This is a genomic window from Streptomyces sp. GLSS-08 (genome assembly GCF_056387915.1).
In genome coordinates this window covers 99,820-115,764 of the sequence record NZ_JBWJAQ010000003.1, presented here as the reverse complement: position 1 = coordinate 115,764, position 15,945 = coordinate 99,820, and the positions used below count along the sequence as shown (strand labels likewise).

The window sequence follows — 15,945 nt, the reverse complement described above, 5'->3', positions numbered from 1 at the left end:
AGAAAGCACTGGCCTCTTTATCCCTCAAGACCATATTCATGTTCTCAGGACAGAACAAGCATCCCAGGTTGGAGATGCTGCCTTGGAGGACTGCACCTCCTTCTATCGCGATCGTGAGCCCAGCCGCTTCATGATCTCCAGAATCGGCGCCATGGACCCCTGGGAAGACGACGAGGGTTCAGCCATGGTCGAATTCGTCTGCCCTCAGTACAGCTGGCCAGCCCCTACCGCCAACCTGACGTATGTCTCGACGCTGAGGATCGGCTGGTTGTTAATTCAGCTGGTCCGGGCCGGGTCCCTCAATGACGATCAGGTCCTTACGCCTTTCGATCCTCATCCCATGTTCCATCCACTGTGGCCTGTCGGCGCTACGCTGGCATGGCCACCGCCGAGGCCGTTGCCAGCAGCCCAAATGGCGGCCATCGCCTGCCCACCCACTCTGCCGATTCAGGTGGCGCGTCCTCAGCGCAAACGGATCGCACGTAACCCGTCGCGTTTGCAGGACAGGCGCGGCTACCGTCCTGGCAGGGAGGGGATCGCGCAGCGGATGGTGCCCAAGGTCGGCCCGGATGCCTGGGCGGTCGATGACGTGTCGTTCCCCAAGGACGGGAAGATGTCGGTGACGGTCGCCCACCAGTACTGCGGAGCCCTGGGCAAGCAGTCCGACTGTCAGGTCGCGGTGAGCGTGCACGCGGTCTCCGACACCGTCTCCTGCCCGCTGCAGTGGCGGCTGTTCGTCCCGAAGACCGGGCCTACAACAGGTGCCGGCATCGATGTATCCAACCGCGCGGGCCATGTGCACCAGCGCCTCCCGCATCAGCTGCCGGCGCTGTGCGCGGCCCATGGCCGGGGCTACAGTAATGGTGCCGGCCATCTGGGAATTGGGGCCGCTGCCGGTGGAGCCGATCGTCGGCGACCCGGCAAGGTCGCGGTGGGCCGCCCAGCGAACGCCGCGACATCCTTGGCGAGTTCCTCGACCGCCTTGGGGTCCGACAGCTGATACGGGCCACTCTTGGCGTCGAGCCACTGAGTCTCGCGCAGTCCGAGCAGGGAGGCCGGTTCATGGCCATCCAGCGCGACCAGCGCGTTCCTTAGATCCTTCACCACCCCCGCAGTATCCACCGGTGCTTCGGTCGCGCGCCGTCAGATCCACAAGTTCACCGGCCCACGCTGTCGGCGTACGCTTCAAAGTGCACCGGGTGGTACGCGCGAACGTGTACCACGTGTCATGGCCGATCTTCCTGAACTGTCACGGAGTGGCGTTGCTGCCTCGGTCGAGATCTGTGAGGAACTGTCGTTGGTCGTCCAGGAATCCGTCCGCGAAGAGCGAGCGGGGCGAGAAGAGCGCAGTGAGCGTGATCTTGAGGTCCGACTGCTCGATGGACCGCTTGATGAATGAATGGGTCGCGTCCGGGTAGCGCATGGCCGTGAATGCACCGCCTGCGTCCAGCACCTCGCGGTAGATGCGCTCCGTGTCGGCGGTGTCCACGTTGATGTCATGACCCGCGAGGGCCAGCAGCACCGGTATGCCGCGCAGGGCGCGAAGGTCTTGCGTAGCGTCCGCGGTGTGGTTCTTAGAGATGAAGCCCCAGCGATCGGCGGTCATGCCGTCCGCCTCGCCCCCCATGGCCTTGACGTACTCCTCGAAGGTCGCGTGGCGTTCCAGCAGCCGTCGGGTGGTGTCGCTCTTGGCGATTGCCGCGTTGGTACGGGCTGCTGACGCGCCGTCGGCGCGCAGCTCGGCGAGGAGGTTGTAGCGGCCCTGCCGGAGCCAGTTGATCGCGGGCGAGACGGCGATGACGAAGCTCACGGGCGTCTTGGCGGCGACCTTCGGCAGGACCCAGCCCGCCTGGCTGACGCCCCAGAGGCCGATCCGGTCGCCGTCGATGTCCGGACGGGCGCGCGCCCAGGCGATGGCGGCGGCTGCCTCGCCGGCCCGGTCGTCCATGGACTGGCCGAGCCAGTTCCCGGGCGCGCCCGCGACGCCGGGCTTGTCCCAGGACAGGGAGGCGTAGCCGGCCTTGGCGTTCGCTTCCCACATGGGCTTGTAGCCGTCGTCATGGGTGGCGTCGACGGGGCCGTCGCCGTGGATGTACACGACCAGGCCGTGGCGTTTGCGGCCGTCCTTGGGCGTGGCCAGTACTCCGTTGAGGGTATGGCCGCCGTGGCGGATCGATACCCGCTGCTCGTCCATGTCGTAGGCGTTCTGCCACAGCGCCACGCCGACGAGACCCGCAGCTGCGACCAGGACCGTGACGAGTGACCAAACGGCTGTGCGGAACCTGCGACGCCGTTTGGGCTGGATCTTCGGGTCCATGGGATCTGACCGCCTCGGTTCGGATGTCGGTTCGGATGTGGCGCATGGCGAGGTTTATCTATCAATCCAAACACGGTCGTCAGAAAAATGATAGTTTTTGGTTCGGCTCACAGCGCGAAGGAGGGGATCGGGATGGGACTAGACGCGACGGACACCGGTACTGGGCCGGTGACGGTCCGGCGGGGCCTTCCGGCCGGCGCCGAGCGGCGGGCGGCCGAGCTGTACTGGGAGGCGTTCGGCCGTAAACTCGACCCCGCGCTGAACCCGTCGGACAAGGCGGTGCCCTTCATCGCCGCCCACCTGAACGCTGATCGCGCGGTGTGCGCGCTCCTCGACGGGCAGCTCGTCGGCCTCGCCGGCTACCAGCTCGGCGGCCGTGCCCTCACCGGGGGATCGGCCTCCGCCGTGCTGCGCGTGTACGGACACCTGCGAGGACTGCACAGGCTCCTGCTCCTCGCCCTGTTCGAACGCCACCCGGCCCCCGGACAGCTCGTCATGGACGGCATCGCCGTGGACCCGGGCATACGCGGGCGTGGCGTCGGGGGGCTGCTCATCGAGGAAGTGGCCGCCGTGGCGGCGGAGCACCACTGCCGGGAGATCAGACTGGATGTGATTGACACCAATCCGCGCGCCAGGGCCCTGTACGAGCGGCGCGGCTTCACGGCCGTGCGGACCGAGCGCACGCCCTACCTGCGTAGGCCGCTGGGATTCGGCGCGGTGACGACCATGCGTCGCGCCGTCGCAACGAGAGGGGCAGGAGAACTGTGAGCGCCGAGGCGGACCACGTCGAGGTCCCCACCCGCATGCTCGTCCACGCGCTAATCCGCGAGGACGGCACCGTCAGCGCGGACGAGCTCTACACCGTCGCCAACACCCTGGGCATGAGCGACCAGCAGGTGCGGCTGTGCGTCAAACGCCTCGTGACAGAGGGCCGGTTCACCCACGAGGGCCGTGGCCGCAAGGCGGAACTGCACGCGACCGCGGACACCACGCGTGCCCTGGCTCCCAACGCGGACTTCCTCCGGCACGCGTTCCAGCAAGACGCCGGGCTCGCGCCCTGGGACGGTGTCTGGCACCTGGCCGCCTTCGCGGTACCCGAATCTGCACGCACCGCCCGGGACGCCCTGCGCGAAACCCTCGTCCGCCTCGGCGGCGCCCCGCTCCAGGGCGGACTGTACGTCTGCGCCAACGCCTGGGAACCGTACGTCGAAGAAGCGGCCCACCGCCTCGGCGCCCATGGCGCGCTCGCCCTCCTCACCACGAGGGATCTACGCAAGGGCGACACCCAAGGGCCTGTCGAACTCGCCCGCAGCCTGTGGTCCCTGCAAGAGATCGCCGACCGCTACCACCACCTCAGCCGCATCGCCCAGCCCCGCCTCGCCCGGCTCACCGGCCCTGCCGAGCTTCCCCCGTCCGCACTCCTCACCATCGCGGTAGAGCTGGCCGCCGAACTCACCCGCGCCATGGAGCCCGACCCGCTGTTGCCGCCTCAGCTCCTACCCCAGCCCTGGCCCGGCACCCAGGCCCGGGAACTCATCGGCCAGTGCTGGGCGGCCCTGCACGAACGAGAAAGCGGCGAAGCCCGCCCAGCCCTCTTCCGCCTCTACGCCGACATCACCCGAGAAGCTGCAGACCGGGCCGCGCGCTGAAGATGGGCTTCGGGTTCCAGCCCTCGTCCACGGCCTTCCACTCGGGGTGGGCCTCCAGCGCACCCGGGCGCCGGAATTGGACAGCCACTGCCCCCGGGCCGGTCCAGGGCCGTGGCGGAGCGGGGCGCGCACAGCGTCGAGTGCTTCTCGTAGTACGCCTCGGCGGCCTCCAGGTTCTCCTGGAATCGCTCATCCGCTGCCGACCACACCATGCCGAGCTGCTCGAGTCGGCGGGCGCGCAGCCCGCTCATCTCCCCGACCGAGTGCGCGCGCAGCTGCTCCGCCACCCAATACTCGAGGGGTGTCGCGCCTTTCCGGTGTGTGTAGGGCACTCTGGCGTTCCCGACCCGCTCGACGTACGCCTTCAGCGACGGACTGTCACGAAAAATCGAGGCTAATCGCATTGCCTACATGGATGGCTTGTCGGAGGCGATGATGAGGCGCTTATTGCCGCCGCCGGTGCTGTCGCCAGGTACGGGCGGGGCAGTGTCGTAGACGCCGATAGGGGTCCACTTGACCTGGTCGTTTGGCTGCCAGTAATCCTGAAAGACGTAGTAGAGATGAAATTTTTGCGGGCGGCAAGGTTCACTAGGTGGACAGGTAATGCCGTCCTTATAGACTCTGATGCTCTTCCCGATCTCGTCTGGGCCGACCCAGGGAACCCGAATGGCGCTGGTTTTTGTGCTGTGGGCGTCGATTGGACCGAACCAGGAGTCAGTCTCTCCGATATAAAGCCATGCTGGATAGCCCATTGCGTTCTGCACTTCCGTGATGACGGTGACATTCGCCCTGGCCCTGGTCACGGATTTGGTGCCGTGCAGGGATCCGGGCGTGGCGGCGTCGGCGGACGGAAGGGCGGTGAACGCGCCGCCAACCGCAAGGGCCCCTGCTACGACGGTGCGGAGGGTACGGGAGATTCGCATTGCCAGCCTTTACTTTCCGAGTCATGCAAGCTCTACGCAGAGTAAAGGAATGGATACCCGGAGTCAACGGGTGCTGGCTCCGGGACCGTGGAAGCCTGGCGTAGCCGCAGCGACACATGAAGATCCCACCCGGCACCGGCCGGGAAAAACGGATGAACCAATCATCTCAACTGACAGTAATCACGCCTGAAGGGCCGGGCTCGCCTCGTCCTGATGGGGTGAGCCCTTTGGCGCGCTTGTGTGTGCGACATGTATTTCACTGTCGACGAGGCCGCCGGCCTTGAAGCCGGGCACGATGTGCACAGCCCCCGCGGGCGGTGACAACATCCCGCCTATGTGACAACTATCGTGCTTCGGCTCAACAGAATTGTGTGGTCATGCTTTTCGATCCTAGTCAGTAATCCAGGTCCAGGTAATCAATGTCATTGATTTCCACGTCCGACAATCCCTGAGCGCGGGCGCCGCCGTCCTGGAAATACACTTCCTTGAATCCTTCGGCGATGATTCCGCGCATCTGCTGGTCGCTGGCTCCCGCGGCGCGGGCGTCGAACAGGCGCTGCGCGTACTCCGGCGGGAGGTGCACGGTGAGCCTGCGGAAGCGGCAGTCGTCGGTCGTGCCGACTGGCGCGGTGTAGCCGAACCGGGCCCTCGTTTCCACGGTGATCCCGCCCGTCGCCGCGGCCTGGCGCTGTCGGCGCCTGCGCACCAGCGGCTGCCACCGCTGCCGTAAGGCGTCATTGATCTTCGCGGCAACGTCGGTGCGGGCGTGCTTGCGGGCGCCGCGCCGGTATCTGTTGACGGAGTCGGCGGTGACTCCTAGCTCCTGCGCGACGGCCTTCGCGCTGCCGAGCTGCTTGATCAGGTACCCGATCTGGCCGTTGAGGGTCTTGGGCGGCTCTTTGGTGAACGCCTCGCGGTCGGCGCGCTCGATGGCGTCTTCGATCTCCCCCACGAGAACCATACGAAGGGCTCGCCCTGTCCCGCAGACAACGTAGGGAAGGTTGAGCGGCTGGTGAGAACAGAGCTGGCAAGGTGTCGAATCTCGGTTTCTGCGGGCTCGATGGGGTCGCATACGGACGAGCTGGGCTACTTTCCCCCCGGTGATGGCGTCGGTCTGGTGCAGGTGGAACTGTCGAGGCACGGGACAGGGCTGTATCCCTTGGGCAAGGCCCCCGCAGGACGTGCACTCCCCTGGCGTCGGGGTGAGTTCAGGTGTAGTCGAGGGCCGCGTCGCCTCGGTGGCGTGCTCCACAGCACGCCGGTCACGGTTGCTGCGCGGTGCACACCTTTGCCTTCTAAGCAGTCGCGGTGGCACCGCCGGGCCCATGCCTCCGGGGGTTCCGATCTACGCGCAGGCCGAGGGCGGCATCGTCGTAGCCTTCGTGTCGTAGCCTGGTGGCCGAGGCTAGGGGGAGCCGGTTGTGAATCAAGTCCTGGCCCAGCGTTACGAGTTGGTGGAGCGCATCGGATCGGGCGGCATGGGTGTCGTATGGCGCGCGCATGATCGCACCCTGCACCGCACCGTCGCCGTCAAGGTCATCGCCGGACCCGGCGTCAGCGCAGAGGCCGTATCCCGGTTGGAGCGAGAGGCTCGCGCGGCGGCGGGCCTCTCCCAGAACCGGCACGTCGTCACTGTCCACGATTTCGGGCACGAGGTCGCGGGTGACGGCAGCGGCGACTGCGCGTACGTCGTGATGGAACTCGTCGACGGCCGCACCCTCGACAGAGTCCTCGGGCAGGACGGCCTTCCGGGCCCGGCCCGTGCCGTGGAGTGGGCGCGGCAGGTGTGCGTCGCTCTCGAAGCCGCGCACGCGATCGGCGTTGTGCACCGTGACATCAAGCCCTCCAACGTCATCCTCGGGCCGGACGGCGTCATCCAGGTCCTGGATTTCGGACTGGCCTGGTTTCATCCGGAGCTGGGTCTCGGCAGGCTCAGCCGGAGCGATGCCGTGATGGGAAGCGCACCGTGGATGTCCCCTGAGCAGGCGCAGGGGAAGACCGTCGATCACCGGTCGGACCTGTATTCGCTGGGCTGCCTGCTCTTCGAACTTCTCACCGGTGCACCGCCGTTCGGTGGCCGTGATTCGCTGGCGCAGCTCGTCGCCCATGTGATGGAGGAACCTCGCGCCCCGAGCGGCATCGGCGAAAGTTCTATCGGGACGTACATCCCTCCCCGGCTCGACCGCCTGGTTCTCGATCTGCTCGCCAAGTCCCCAGACGACAGACCTTTTTCGGCGTCCTTAGTGGCCGCACGGCTCGGTGGAATAGGGGAGGGCCTCGGTGAGGTGTCCACGGAGGCCGTGCAGCCGCTGCCGTCTCTGCCCGAGAACGTCTCGTCCGCGGCATCGCCACCGGTTCCGCTGGCGGAGGTACGAGACAAGCGGATCCGCCCCAGCCGTCGTCAGTTCCTGGTCATCGCCGTGGGTGTGGTGGTCACGTCGACGGCGGTGGTCGTGCCGTACCTACTGCCAGACTCGGACTCCAACAACGGGGCAGGCACCGATGGCGGCTCAGGCGACGGAGGTAACGGCAAGGGCGAGAAGTCTTCGCCGCCCCGGCACCTCTGGGACATCCCCCTCGCTCCGTCGGCCGACTTGCCCGAGGCTGCCGAGGGGCCGGTCGTCGTGGTGGACCTGGCCGGGGACAAGGAGTCCGTGGGGTTCCAGGTCCGGGACGCCCGGAGCGGAGACGTCCGGTGGACTTTCAACTCCGTGAGGGACTCTGATGGTGACACGGAGCCGTTCGGCGTCGACCTCGACCCAGGGGGTACCACGGCGTACATCACCCTGCCCGGCAAGGTGGTCGCCCGGGACGCCACGACCGGACGCACAAAATGGATTTACAAGCCAGGCGGCGGCGTCACGACGGGCACGCCCTCACTGGCCTTCGCCGAAGGGGTCGTCTACGTCACGGACGCAGGGCGAGTGGCTGCGGTCACGTCGGGCGACGGCAGCAAACTGTGGACCGTACCCCTCGACGACGTGACCAGCACCACGGTGCTCGTCGGCCGGGTGCTGCTGGTCCGCGCCATGCTGCACCTGTACGCAGTCAGCGTGGACGCAAAGAGAATCATCTGGCAGAAGCGCACCGAGATGGGCGAAATGCACATCGGTAACGGAATCGTCTTCGTCACGCCGCCCGACACCGGCGCCGGCGAGACAGCGCCCGCCACACTGGCGATCGGCATCGACGACGGAACCGAGCGCTGGTCCGACGCCTCCGCTCCTCATGCCGTCCTGGCGGCGCGCAACCTGGTGGTGTACGTGAGCAAGGACGGCGAGCTCCTGCGCGCACGGTCGCTCGACACCGGGAAGAAGCTGTACGAGAAGGCCATTCCGCGTTCTGCGAGGAACCCCCCACAGCTCGTGGGAGACATACTCGTCTCACCCGTTCGCAGGGGCGAGGAGGAAGACCTGACCGGCATCGGGCTTGACCACGGCACGGTCCGTTGGCGCAAACCCTCGGGCAACATCCAGAACCTCGACGGAACGCCCTACGGAAAGGTGCTCGTCACCGACCCGACCAACAAGTCGCTCAGGGCACTGGACCTCACCACGGGCGAGGCCCGATGGACTGTGACTCCCAACGACAAGCGGATGGTTCTGCAAGCAAACCTTTTGGGAAACCTCCTGTTCATCATCACCGGCGAGTTTCCCCTGGAAGGCCCTTTGAAGGCCGAACGCCTGTACTGCCTGGAGCTGCCGGACGCCACGTAGCACTACCAGCCCGCAGATGGCTGTCCATTTTCGGGTTCTCCTGGGGCTCGCATCACTCGCGTCTTGTGCCCGGCGCAGACTAAACGTCAGCCAATCGGTGAGCCGCAGTCCTTCGGTGTTCCGCTTCCTTGCCGTTGGCTCCGTCGTTACGGGGTTCGCTCGTAGTAGCACCACAGCGGCACCCCGTGCATCACTCGGCTCTGCCCGTCCGGTTCCGCGTGAACCGTCGCTCAACCTTCAATCCGACTCCAAGGCGTGGCGCCCGTGCTGCTCCTCGAACTGGATGATCTGGGAGGCGCCGAACAGGGCGACCTCGGAACCCCTGCCGCCCTTGTCGGCGTTGCCGCCGGTCGCGGTCTGCTGGATGGTGCGGGCGTACCGGTCCGCCTCCAGGGCGGGGTTGCGCTGGAAGGTGCGGGCGACGGCGGTCAGGTGCCGCCACGCGTTCGCGGTCGCCTGGGTGGCGACGAAGACGCCGGGGAACAAGGGATCTCCTCACGGAAGAACGAGTACGTCATGGGGCGGGGCCGGTGGCCGCTGGGGGCCTTCGCCGGCCCCCAGACCCTCGCTCCCGCGGCACCGACCGGCGCGGACTGGAAGTGGGGGGTGTCGCTGGGTGCGCGCCGGACGGCACCGCGGCCTGTGTCGTCCGGCGGGCGTGATCGGGCGTCAGAGTGGGAGATGGGCGACGTCCTCAGGCCGATCCCCATGTCGATCACTTGTCGAGCCAGATGAGGGTGACTGCGGCGTGGTAGCGGTCGTAGCGGGTGGCGATGCCGCGCCATTGCTTGAGGCGGTGGAAGCAGCGTTCGACGACGTTGCGTCGCCGGTAGACGGCCTTGTCGGAACGGCATGGCCGCTCGCGACGCCTGGCCCGGCCGGCGAGATGGCCGACCCGTTCGGGGATCGTGGCGTGGATGCCGCGCCTTCGGAGGTAGGCGCGGAAGGTCCGGGACGAGTAGCCCTTGTCCGCGATGACCCGCTCGGGTCGCACCCGCGGACGTCCGGGACCGCCATTCGCGACGTGGATCAGGCTGATCACGGTCTCGGCCTGTGTGCAGTAGTTGCGGGTGCCAGCCGTGAGCACGAATGCCAGGGGCCGGCCGCGGCCGTCGCAGGCCAGGTGGATTTTGCTGGTCAGCCCGCCGCGGGAGCGTCCGAGGGCCCGTTCGTCGAGCCCCCTTTGGCGGTGGTGCGCTGGTGGGCCCGCACGATTGCGGAGTCGATCGATACCAGCCAGTCCACTTCACCTCGAGTCGGGGCGCGGCCAGGAGACGGGCGAAGGTTCCGTCGGCGGCCCAGCGGGCGAACCGTCCGTGGACGGTCTGCCATGGCCCGAACCGCTCGGGCAGGTCCCGCCAGGGCACGCCGGTGCGGAACTTGAACACGACGCCTTCCAGCACCTGACGGGGATCACGCCACCGCCCGCGGGCACGGCCCGCCGGTGGCGACAACGGTCCGATCACCGCCCACGCGGCATCAGACAACTCGGCTTCCTTCACCACCGGACCAACGATCCGATGATTCGGAAAGACACCCCCTAGGGCCGGGCCTCTGCATCTTCCCCTGGCTCCCGACTGGAGGCCGTCCCCTGCTACCGATCCGTCACGTCAGCGTGTTGTTGTCACTGCATTCGCCACTGCACCGCCTCGGTGCCACCGTGCCCCCCTGCCCCTCCGGCCCGGCCAGACGGGCCGCGCGCGTGCGCGGACGCTACGCGATCCGCCTTCTACAACTGCGCCTCCCAGCTCAATCGAAACCAAGATCCGGACCATCACCGGGCCAATACCCGACGCATAACGGACCGCCCTTCGTTTCTGCTGGTCAGGACGTTATAGGTGATGTACCACCAGCAGACGAAGAACCTGCTGGTGAGCTACTCACCGAAGAAGCTGGGCTTCTTCTAGACCTGCAAACAGAGCGCCTGACAGGCAGGATGCCCGTCGGGCGCCCTTCGCTGCGCCCATCGGTGCCCCCACGGGACAGCTGGGGCCCCGTGGGTGCCTTCCTTCTGCCACGACCACACCCATTTCGAAACCTACGGCGCGCGGCAGGTCGCCGGACTCGTCGCCGGCCTTCATTCCGGTGCGCACGTTCGTCTCGTGCTCCGACTCCAGTCGGCGGAGCGTTGTCAGTGCTGGGTGGCAGCATCGGGCACATGACGGACATCAAGGCATTCGACTGGCGGCCCTTCCTGCTCGAGTGGAGCGCCGAATGGGCGGACTCCCTCCCGGACGACGAGATGCGGAGCACGGAGGACGAGGCCGCGTTGCGGGCACGGTGGCTGGGGTTCCCGCCCGCTTCGGAGGAGCGGATCGTGGCCATGGAGGAGCGTCTCGGTCGGCGAATGCCCCCGTCTTACCGGGAGTTCCTGGAGGTCAGCGACGGGTGGCGGCACGCGGGCGCATTCGTGTGGCTGCTGGCCGGGACCGCGGACGCGCACTGGCACCGCAACGAGTCGGGGCTCGCGGACATGTACGAGGAGTACCTGGACGAGGACGCCGGGCCCGAGGAGCGTCGCGAGGCGGACGTCTGGCGGCGCGGGCTGCAGCTCGACGTGGAATCCGACATCACCCACGTCCTCCTGGATCCCGAAGACGTGGACGAGGACGGCGAGTGGGCCGTCTACACCTGGGCGAGCTGGCGTGCCGAGCCACCCGAGCGGCACGCGAACTTCCTCGCGTTCATGCGGGACATGCACCGCGAGTTCCACAGCCTGCGGGCCCACCGGAGTGACGGGGAGACGGTGTTCGCCAACGACACGACGCGAAGGCTGGACGCCCAGGTGGAGGAGGCTCGGCTGGAGGCGCTGCGCGGCGGCTGGGAGCGAGCCGGGAAAGCGCTGGCAGAAGCCAAGGAGTACGGCAGGCCGCGGGCCGCCGGGCTGGGTGACCAGATCCGCCGCCTGCTCGAAGAGACCCACGCGGTCGATTTCGACGGCCTGGTGACGGACCCGCGGTACGCGCCCGAGCTGTTGCCACCGCTGGTCGCCGAGCACGCGGCGCACTCGTACCGGGACGACTCGACGCTGACGTTCGATCTGCGGGGCGCCGATGACCATGTGGTGTCGCTGGCCCACGCGACTCTGGATCAGCTGCGGAACGGCACGTACTGGTACGCGGCGGCCGGACCGTTCGGAGAGGCGGTCGAGCGGGCTCGGGAGTTGGCACGGTGGGGGGACACCGACGCGGCATGGCAGACGCTGCGGGACGCGCTGCCCCTGTGGGAACCGCTGGGACCGGACCACTTGGCGCCCCTGGGATGGGTGGCCGATCCCGTACTCGGGCCGCTGCTGACCCCGGAGCGTGGCCGCGAGCTGCTGTCCACCCCGCGGGGTGGGCAGACGGGTGAGGCCCCGCGGCCGACGGCCGGACTCGACCCGGGTGACCTGGCCTGGCTCGCGGAGCCGGACCCGGGCAACAACCGTACGTCCTACCGGTTCGTCCTGGTGGAGGGTGTGGAGCCGCAGGAGCTGCCCGGGCGCCTCACGGACGGGGTCGGCACCGTGCTGAACGCACCTGCGACCGCCTGGGAGGCACGCGAAGGGGCACTGCGCAACCGGCGGGAGGGCTCGTCCTACGACGACAGGGCTCTCATGGCGGTCGGCCGGGCGGGCACCGGTTGGAGCTTCGCCTTCGACGGCGACCCCGCCCCGTTCAACCCATGGCGGTTCGTCTCACCGGCCGCCGCCGTCAGCGCGGGCACCCGCGTCGTGGTGGTGTGGAGCGGCTTGAGGGCATGGCACGGTGAACCGTTCTTCCACCTTTCGGTGGCCCGGGACGGTGCGGAGGAGTACGCGTTCACGTACACGGACGGCGAGGTCCGGACGAGCGGGGAGATACCGCGGGCGCTGGACCCGGACCGGTTCTTCGGTGACGCGGAGGGCGGCGCCGAGGCGGAACGGCCGTTGCTGGAGGCGGTGACCGAGGAGTTCGGTGTCCGTCTTCCGCGGCACGCCCTCGTGAGGGGACGGCTGCACACGTTCACCACCCGCTCCTGGACGCGGCCGCCCGGGGACGGGGAGACCTACACGGTGATACGCATAGGGGAAACCGCGGGCTCCGGGGACGGAACCGTCGCGCCGGGTTCCGGCTCGTAACCGCCGTCGACCTACAGCCGTTGTCCGACGGCCGATCGCCGATGGCTGATAGCCGACGGCCATTGTCCGAAGGTCGACGGCCGATAGGCGACTCAAGCCCGGACGGTGGCCGTTGCGGTGGCCGCGCCGCGCAACGTCCGTGCAACGTGCCGGGGAGTTGGCTGAACCCGGCCACGGGACGGGACCGTGGCGCGCCCGACATCCCGAGGACGGGAGCCACCGCAGTGGACACGACTCCGCGCGTCGAACTGACTCCGGCCGCCGCCACGCTGCTGGCCCGGCTGCGTGCCCTCCACGGACCGCTGATGTTCCACCAGTCCGGCGGCTGCTGTGACGGCAGCGCCCCCATGTGCTTTCCGGCCGGCGAGTTCCGCACCGGCGCCTCCGACACCCTCCTCGCCGAGCTGGAGGTGGACGGGGCCGGGGAACCGGTCACGTTCTGGATGTCAAGGAGCCAGTACGAGCTGTGGCGCCACACCCGGCTGATCGTCGACGTCGTGCCGGGACGGGGCAGCGGCTTCTCGCTGGAGGCACCCGAAGGGGTGCGTTTTCTGATCCGTTCCCGCGTCGTCGGCACGTAGCCGCCGGCGCGGCCCCGCCGTCTGGTGCACTCCCCTGAAGTCCTGGGACAGTTGACGAGACATCAGGGGGGACTGTGACGCGTCGCACCGCACGGTTCAAGACGGTACTGACGGCTCTGGCGGCGTGGAGCGCGCTGGCCGGAGCGGCTCTGGCGACGGCGGCGCCGGCCGGCGCGGCGGACGACGGCACGGAGATCGCGCCGGGCGTGCGCTACACGGAGTTCGACGTGCAGGCGGCCAAGGGCGTGACGCACGCCCATCTGCTGACCGTCGACCTGCGCAACTCCCGCACGAGCGTGGGTCTGCTGTACCCCGGCGTCGTGGCGTCCCGGGCTCCCGTCTCACAGCTCGCCGATTCCCTGGGCGCCGTCGCGGGCGTCAACGGTGACTTCTTCAACATCACCGAGACCCAGCATCCCGGGGTCGAGGCCACGGGCGCACCCGTCGGCCCGGCGATCGCGAACCGGCGGGTGCTGAAGGCCGCGGTCCCGGACGGACAGCGTTTCGGCCCCGCGCTGCCGCCCGGCACCACCACGAAGGACGTCCTCGGCGTGGGCGTCGACGGCAGGGCCAGAGTGGACGGCATGGCGCTCGCCGGCTCCGTGCGCACCCGCGACGGACAGTTCGCGCTCGGCGGGCTCAACCAGTACGCGCTGCCCCAGGGTTCGGTCGGGGCGTTCACCTCGGACTGGGGCGGCGTCTCGCGGGCCCGGGCCGTGTGCGGCACGGACACCGACCGTGCCGCGCCCTGCAGTGCGGACACCTACGAGGTGACGGTCAGGGACGGCAGGGTCGTCTCGGCCGCCGACACGCCCGGCACCGGTCCCATCGGCGCGGACACCACCGTCCTGGTCGGCCGGGAGGCGGGGGCACAGTGGTTGCGCAAGCTGTCGACGGGTGAGGCTGTCCGGGTGCGGCACCGTCTGGTGGCAGCGCGCTCCCGAGTCGCGTACCGCTTCGCGCTTGGCGGCTGTCCGGTCCTCACCGGCGGCCGGCCGCTGCCCGGTCTGGACGACACGACGTCGGCCGTACGGACCGCGGTCGGCGTCGCGGAGGGCGGGCGCCGCCTGTTCCTGTTCGCCGTCGACGGGGCACCCGCGTACCGCAGCGGTCTGACCGTCGCCGAAGTGGCGCACACTTTGCGCGGGTTGGGCTCCGAGGACGCCTTCAGTCTGGACGGCGGCGGCTCCACCACGCTGGTGGCCCGGGATCCCGGGGACGCCGCCGTCACCGTACGCAATCACCCCAGCGGTGGGGCGGAGCGGCCGGTGCCCAACGGCATCGGTGTGTTCGCGCGGTCCTGACGTCAGGGGTTCAGGCTGCTCACGATGTTCGCGGTGGCCGTGAGCCCCTCGTTGATGGTCGGCGCCATGCTCGTGCTCGCCAGGTAGAACCCCAGCAGGATGCAGACCACGGCGTGGGAGAGCTTCAGCGCGCCGTTGCGCACGAAGACCACCGCCAGGATCAGCAGCAGCACCACCACAGAGATGGAAATGGCCATCGTCAACCTCCTCCGCCACGTCGGCGCCGCGGCGTTCGGCCGCAAGTGTCGCGTAGCGGAGGGTTCTTCCGGGCGGCTGACGTGTCCTCCGAACGTGTGGTGTTCTACGGCCTGTCGTGAGCGTCGAGGAATGCCTGGAGCCCGGCCAGGTCGTCCGTGTTGAGGTGGTCGACGCCGGCGGCGAGGAGTTCGCCCCACAGGGCGTCACGCGCCGGTCCCGGCAGGTCGGGGGTGGCCCAGAACCGCACCCGCTGCCCGCGGGCGTGCGCCGAGGCGGTGATGCCGTGCAGCCTCTGCCGCTGGGTTTCGGGGAACGGGCCGACACCCTGCCAGGTGAAGTTGAGTGTCCAGTTGTCGCTGATCAGCGGGACGAAGGAGGCGGGTGCCGCACTGCCCAGGTCGGCGAGGCGGCCGTCGTAGAAGGCATGCCGCACGCTCTGTGCCTCCATGGGGGCGCGGGCCGCCCGGTCGCCGGAGATCACCGCGGTCACGGCCCCCGGGTGCACCCGCCCGTGCGCGTACGTGGTGAACAGGTGCCGGTAGCGGCGCAGCCGGCGGTCGAGTTCGAGGTATGTCGAGGCACCCTCGGTCTTGAGGTCGATGAGCAGTTGCAGGGGCCTGCGGTGCCCCCGGTACACCGAGCCGTGCTGGGCCCGGACGCGGGCGGCGAGGGGGTCCAGGTAGAGGGCTTCGAGGGTGCGGGCCGGGTCCAGGTCGGCCGGGTCGTGCGCGACGAGGAGTTGGTCGCCCACCAGGTAGATGTCGGCCTCGACGCTGCCGAAGCGGTGGTCGAGGGCGTCGAGGAGGGGCCTCGGATGTTCGTAGTCGTTGTGCGCGTGGGCGTGCCACAGGGGACGCGGGCGGTGCCGGCGCTCGCCTGCCCGCGCGAGCGCGGGGGGCAGCGCGACGGTGCCCGCGAGGGCGGCGCCGAGGGTGGTGAGGGCTCTGCGGCGGGTGGTGAGGGCCATGCTCTGCCTCCCTGGAGGTGCCCTGCGGGGCAGGCGGGAGCACCGCCCCTTCGAGCGAAGTCGGGTCGGGGAGAGTATGCGGTCCCCCGGCCCTCAAGGAGCAGGGCTGTGCGGGGAGTTGGCCGGACTGCCGTCGCGGGTTCACTTCCTCGGCGCAGCACACAGGCATGGCCCGCCCCGGAGGGCGGGCC

Annotated in this window: 13 protein-coding genes and 2 pseudogenes; 7 read left to right on the top strand and 8 right to left on the bottom strand. The window is 68.9% G+C overall.

Annotated elements, in window-relative coordinates:
* Positions 1 to 520: 520 nt before the first annotated feature.
* A pseudogene (locus AC0ZLC_RS06110) lies at positions 521 to 745 on the top strand (transposase); the annotation flags it as partial.
* A gap of 504 nt (positions 746 to 1,249) precedes the next feature.
* On the opposite strand, the gene AC0ZLC_RS06105 reads toward AC0ZLC_RS06110, so the two are convergent.
* Positions 1,250 to 2,317: an alpha/beta hydrolase family protein gene (locus AC0ZLC_RS06105; protein WP_476750846.1), complete on the bottom strand. Its 1,068-nt coding sequence runs from the start codon at positions 2,315 to 2,317 to the stop codon at positions 1,250 to 1,252.
* 132 nt (positions 2,318 to 2,449) lie between these two features.
* On the opposite strand from AC0ZLC_RS06105, the gene AC0ZLC_RS06100 reads away from it, so the two are divergent.
* Positions 2,450 to 3,085, top strand: a complete 636-nt coding sequence (locus tag AC0ZLC_RS06100) for a GNAT family N-acetyltransferase (protein ID WP_476750845.1) — start codon at positions 2,450 to 2,452, stop codon at positions 3,083 to 3,085.
* Positions 3,086 to 3,120: 35 nt separating this feature from the next.
* Positions 3,121 to 3,966 carry a PaaX family transcriptional regulator C-terminal domain-containing protein gene (locus AC0ZLC_RS06095; RefSeq protein ID WP_476751188.1) on the top strand — a complete coding sequence of 282 codons (846 nt, stop codon included), beginning with the start codon at positions 3,121 to 3,123 and terminating at the stop codon, positions 3,964 to 3,966.
* Here AC0ZLC_RS06095 and AC0ZLC_RS06090 read toward each other — a convergent pair.
* The 3 genes from AC0ZLC_RS06090 to tpg all read right to left on the bottom strand — a co-directional run bounded on the left by AC0ZLC_RS06090 (position 3,921) and on the right by tpg (position 5,841).
* Positions 3,921 to 4,370, bottom strand: coding sequence for a Helicase associated domain protein (locus AC0ZLC_RS06090; RefSeq protein WP_476750844.1), 450 nt, complete (start codon positions 4,368 to 4,370; stop codon positions 3,921 to 3,923). The genes AC0ZLC_RS06095 and AC0ZLC_RS06090 overlap by 46 nt on opposite strands.
* A gap of 3 nt (positions 4,371 to 4,373) precedes the next feature.
* Positions 4,374 to 4,889, bottom strand: coding sequence for a hypothetical protein (locus AC0ZLC_RS06085; protein ID WP_476750843.1), 516 nt, complete (start codon positions 4,887 to 4,889; stop codon positions 4,374 to 4,376).
* Between the two features lie 394 nt (positions 4,890 to 5,283).
* The gene (gene tpg / locus AC0ZLC_RS06080) at positions 5,284 to 5,841 is read right to left on the bottom strand and encodes a telomere-protecting terminal protein Tpg (RefSeq protein WP_476750842.1); all 558 of its coding nucleotides are present in this window, start codon (positions 5,839 to 5,841) and stop codon (positions 5,284 to 5,286) included.
* Between the two features lie 469 nt (positions 5,842 to 6,310).
* On the opposite strand from tpg, the gene AC0ZLC_RS06075 reads away from it, so the two are divergent.
* Entirely contained in the window at positions 6,311 to 8,605 is a 2,295-nt protein-coding gene (locus tag AC0ZLC_RS06075; RefSeq protein ID WP_476750841.1) for a protein kinase domain-containing protein, read from the top strand.
* A gap of 237 nt (positions 8,606 to 8,842) precedes the next feature.
* Here the strand turns inward: AC0ZLC_RS06075 and AC0ZLC_RS06070 are convergent, their stop codons facing one another.
* Both AC0ZLC_RS06070 and AC0ZLC_RS06065 read right to left on the bottom strand, forming a co-directional pair.
* Complete coding sequence (locus AC0ZLC_RS06070) at positions 8,843 to 9,091, bottom strand: hypothetical protein (protein WP_476750840.1); 249 nt, start codon at positions 9,089 to 9,091, stop codon at positions 8,843 to 8,845.
* A 229-nt stretch (positions 9,092 to 9,320) separates the two neighbouring features.
* Positions 9,321 to 10,110 (bottom strand): annotated as a pseudogene (locus AC0ZLC_RS06065) (IS5 family transposase).
* Positions 10,111 to 10,763: 653 nt separating this feature from the next.
* Between AC0ZLC_RS06065 and AC0ZLC_RS06060 the strand changes: the two are divergent.
* The 3 genes from AC0ZLC_RS06060 (at position 10,764) to AC0ZLC_RS06050 (ending at position 14,589) form a co-directional block, all read left to right on the top strand.
* A complete protein-coding gene (locus tag AC0ZLC_RS06060) occupies positions 10,764 to 12,704 on the top strand; it encodes an SMI1/KNR4 family protein (protein ID WP_476750839.1) in 1,941 nt (646 codons plus the stop codon).
* A 224-nt stretch (positions 12,705 to 12,928) separates the two neighbouring features.
* Entirely contained in the window at positions 12,929 to 13,285 is a 357-nt protein-coding gene (locus AC0ZLC_RS06055; protein ID WP_476750838.1) for a DUF779 domain-containing protein, read from the top strand.
* A 74-nt stretch (positions 13,286 to 13,359) separates the two neighbouring features.
* Positions 13,360 to 14,589, top strand: coding sequence for a phosphodiester glycosidase family protein (locus AC0ZLC_RS06050; RefSeq protein WP_476750837.1), 1,230 nt, complete (start codon positions 13,360 to 13,362; stop codon positions 14,587 to 14,589).
* A gap of 2 nt (positions 14,590 to 14,591) precedes the next feature.
* On the opposite strand, the gene AC0ZLC_RS06045 is transcribed toward AC0ZLC_RS06050, so the two are convergent.
* Both AC0ZLC_RS06045 and AC0ZLC_RS06040 read right to left on the bottom strand, forming a co-directional pair.
* Positions 14,592 to 14,786, bottom strand: coding sequence for a hypothetical protein (locus AC0ZLC_RS06045; protein ID WP_476750836.1), 195 nt, complete (start codon positions 14,784 to 14,786; stop codon positions 14,592 to 14,594).
* Between the two features lie 104 nt (positions 14,787 to 14,890).
* Positions 14,891 to 15,754 carry a phosphatidylinositol-specific phospholipase C/glycerophosphodiester phosphodiesterase family protein gene (locus tag AC0ZLC_RS06040; RefSeq protein WP_476750835.1) on the bottom strand — a complete coding sequence of 288 codons (864 nt, stop codon included), beginning with the start codon at positions 15,752 to 15,754 and terminating at the stop codon, positions 14,891 to 14,893.
* Positions 15,755 to 15,945: the final 191 nt, after the last annotated feature.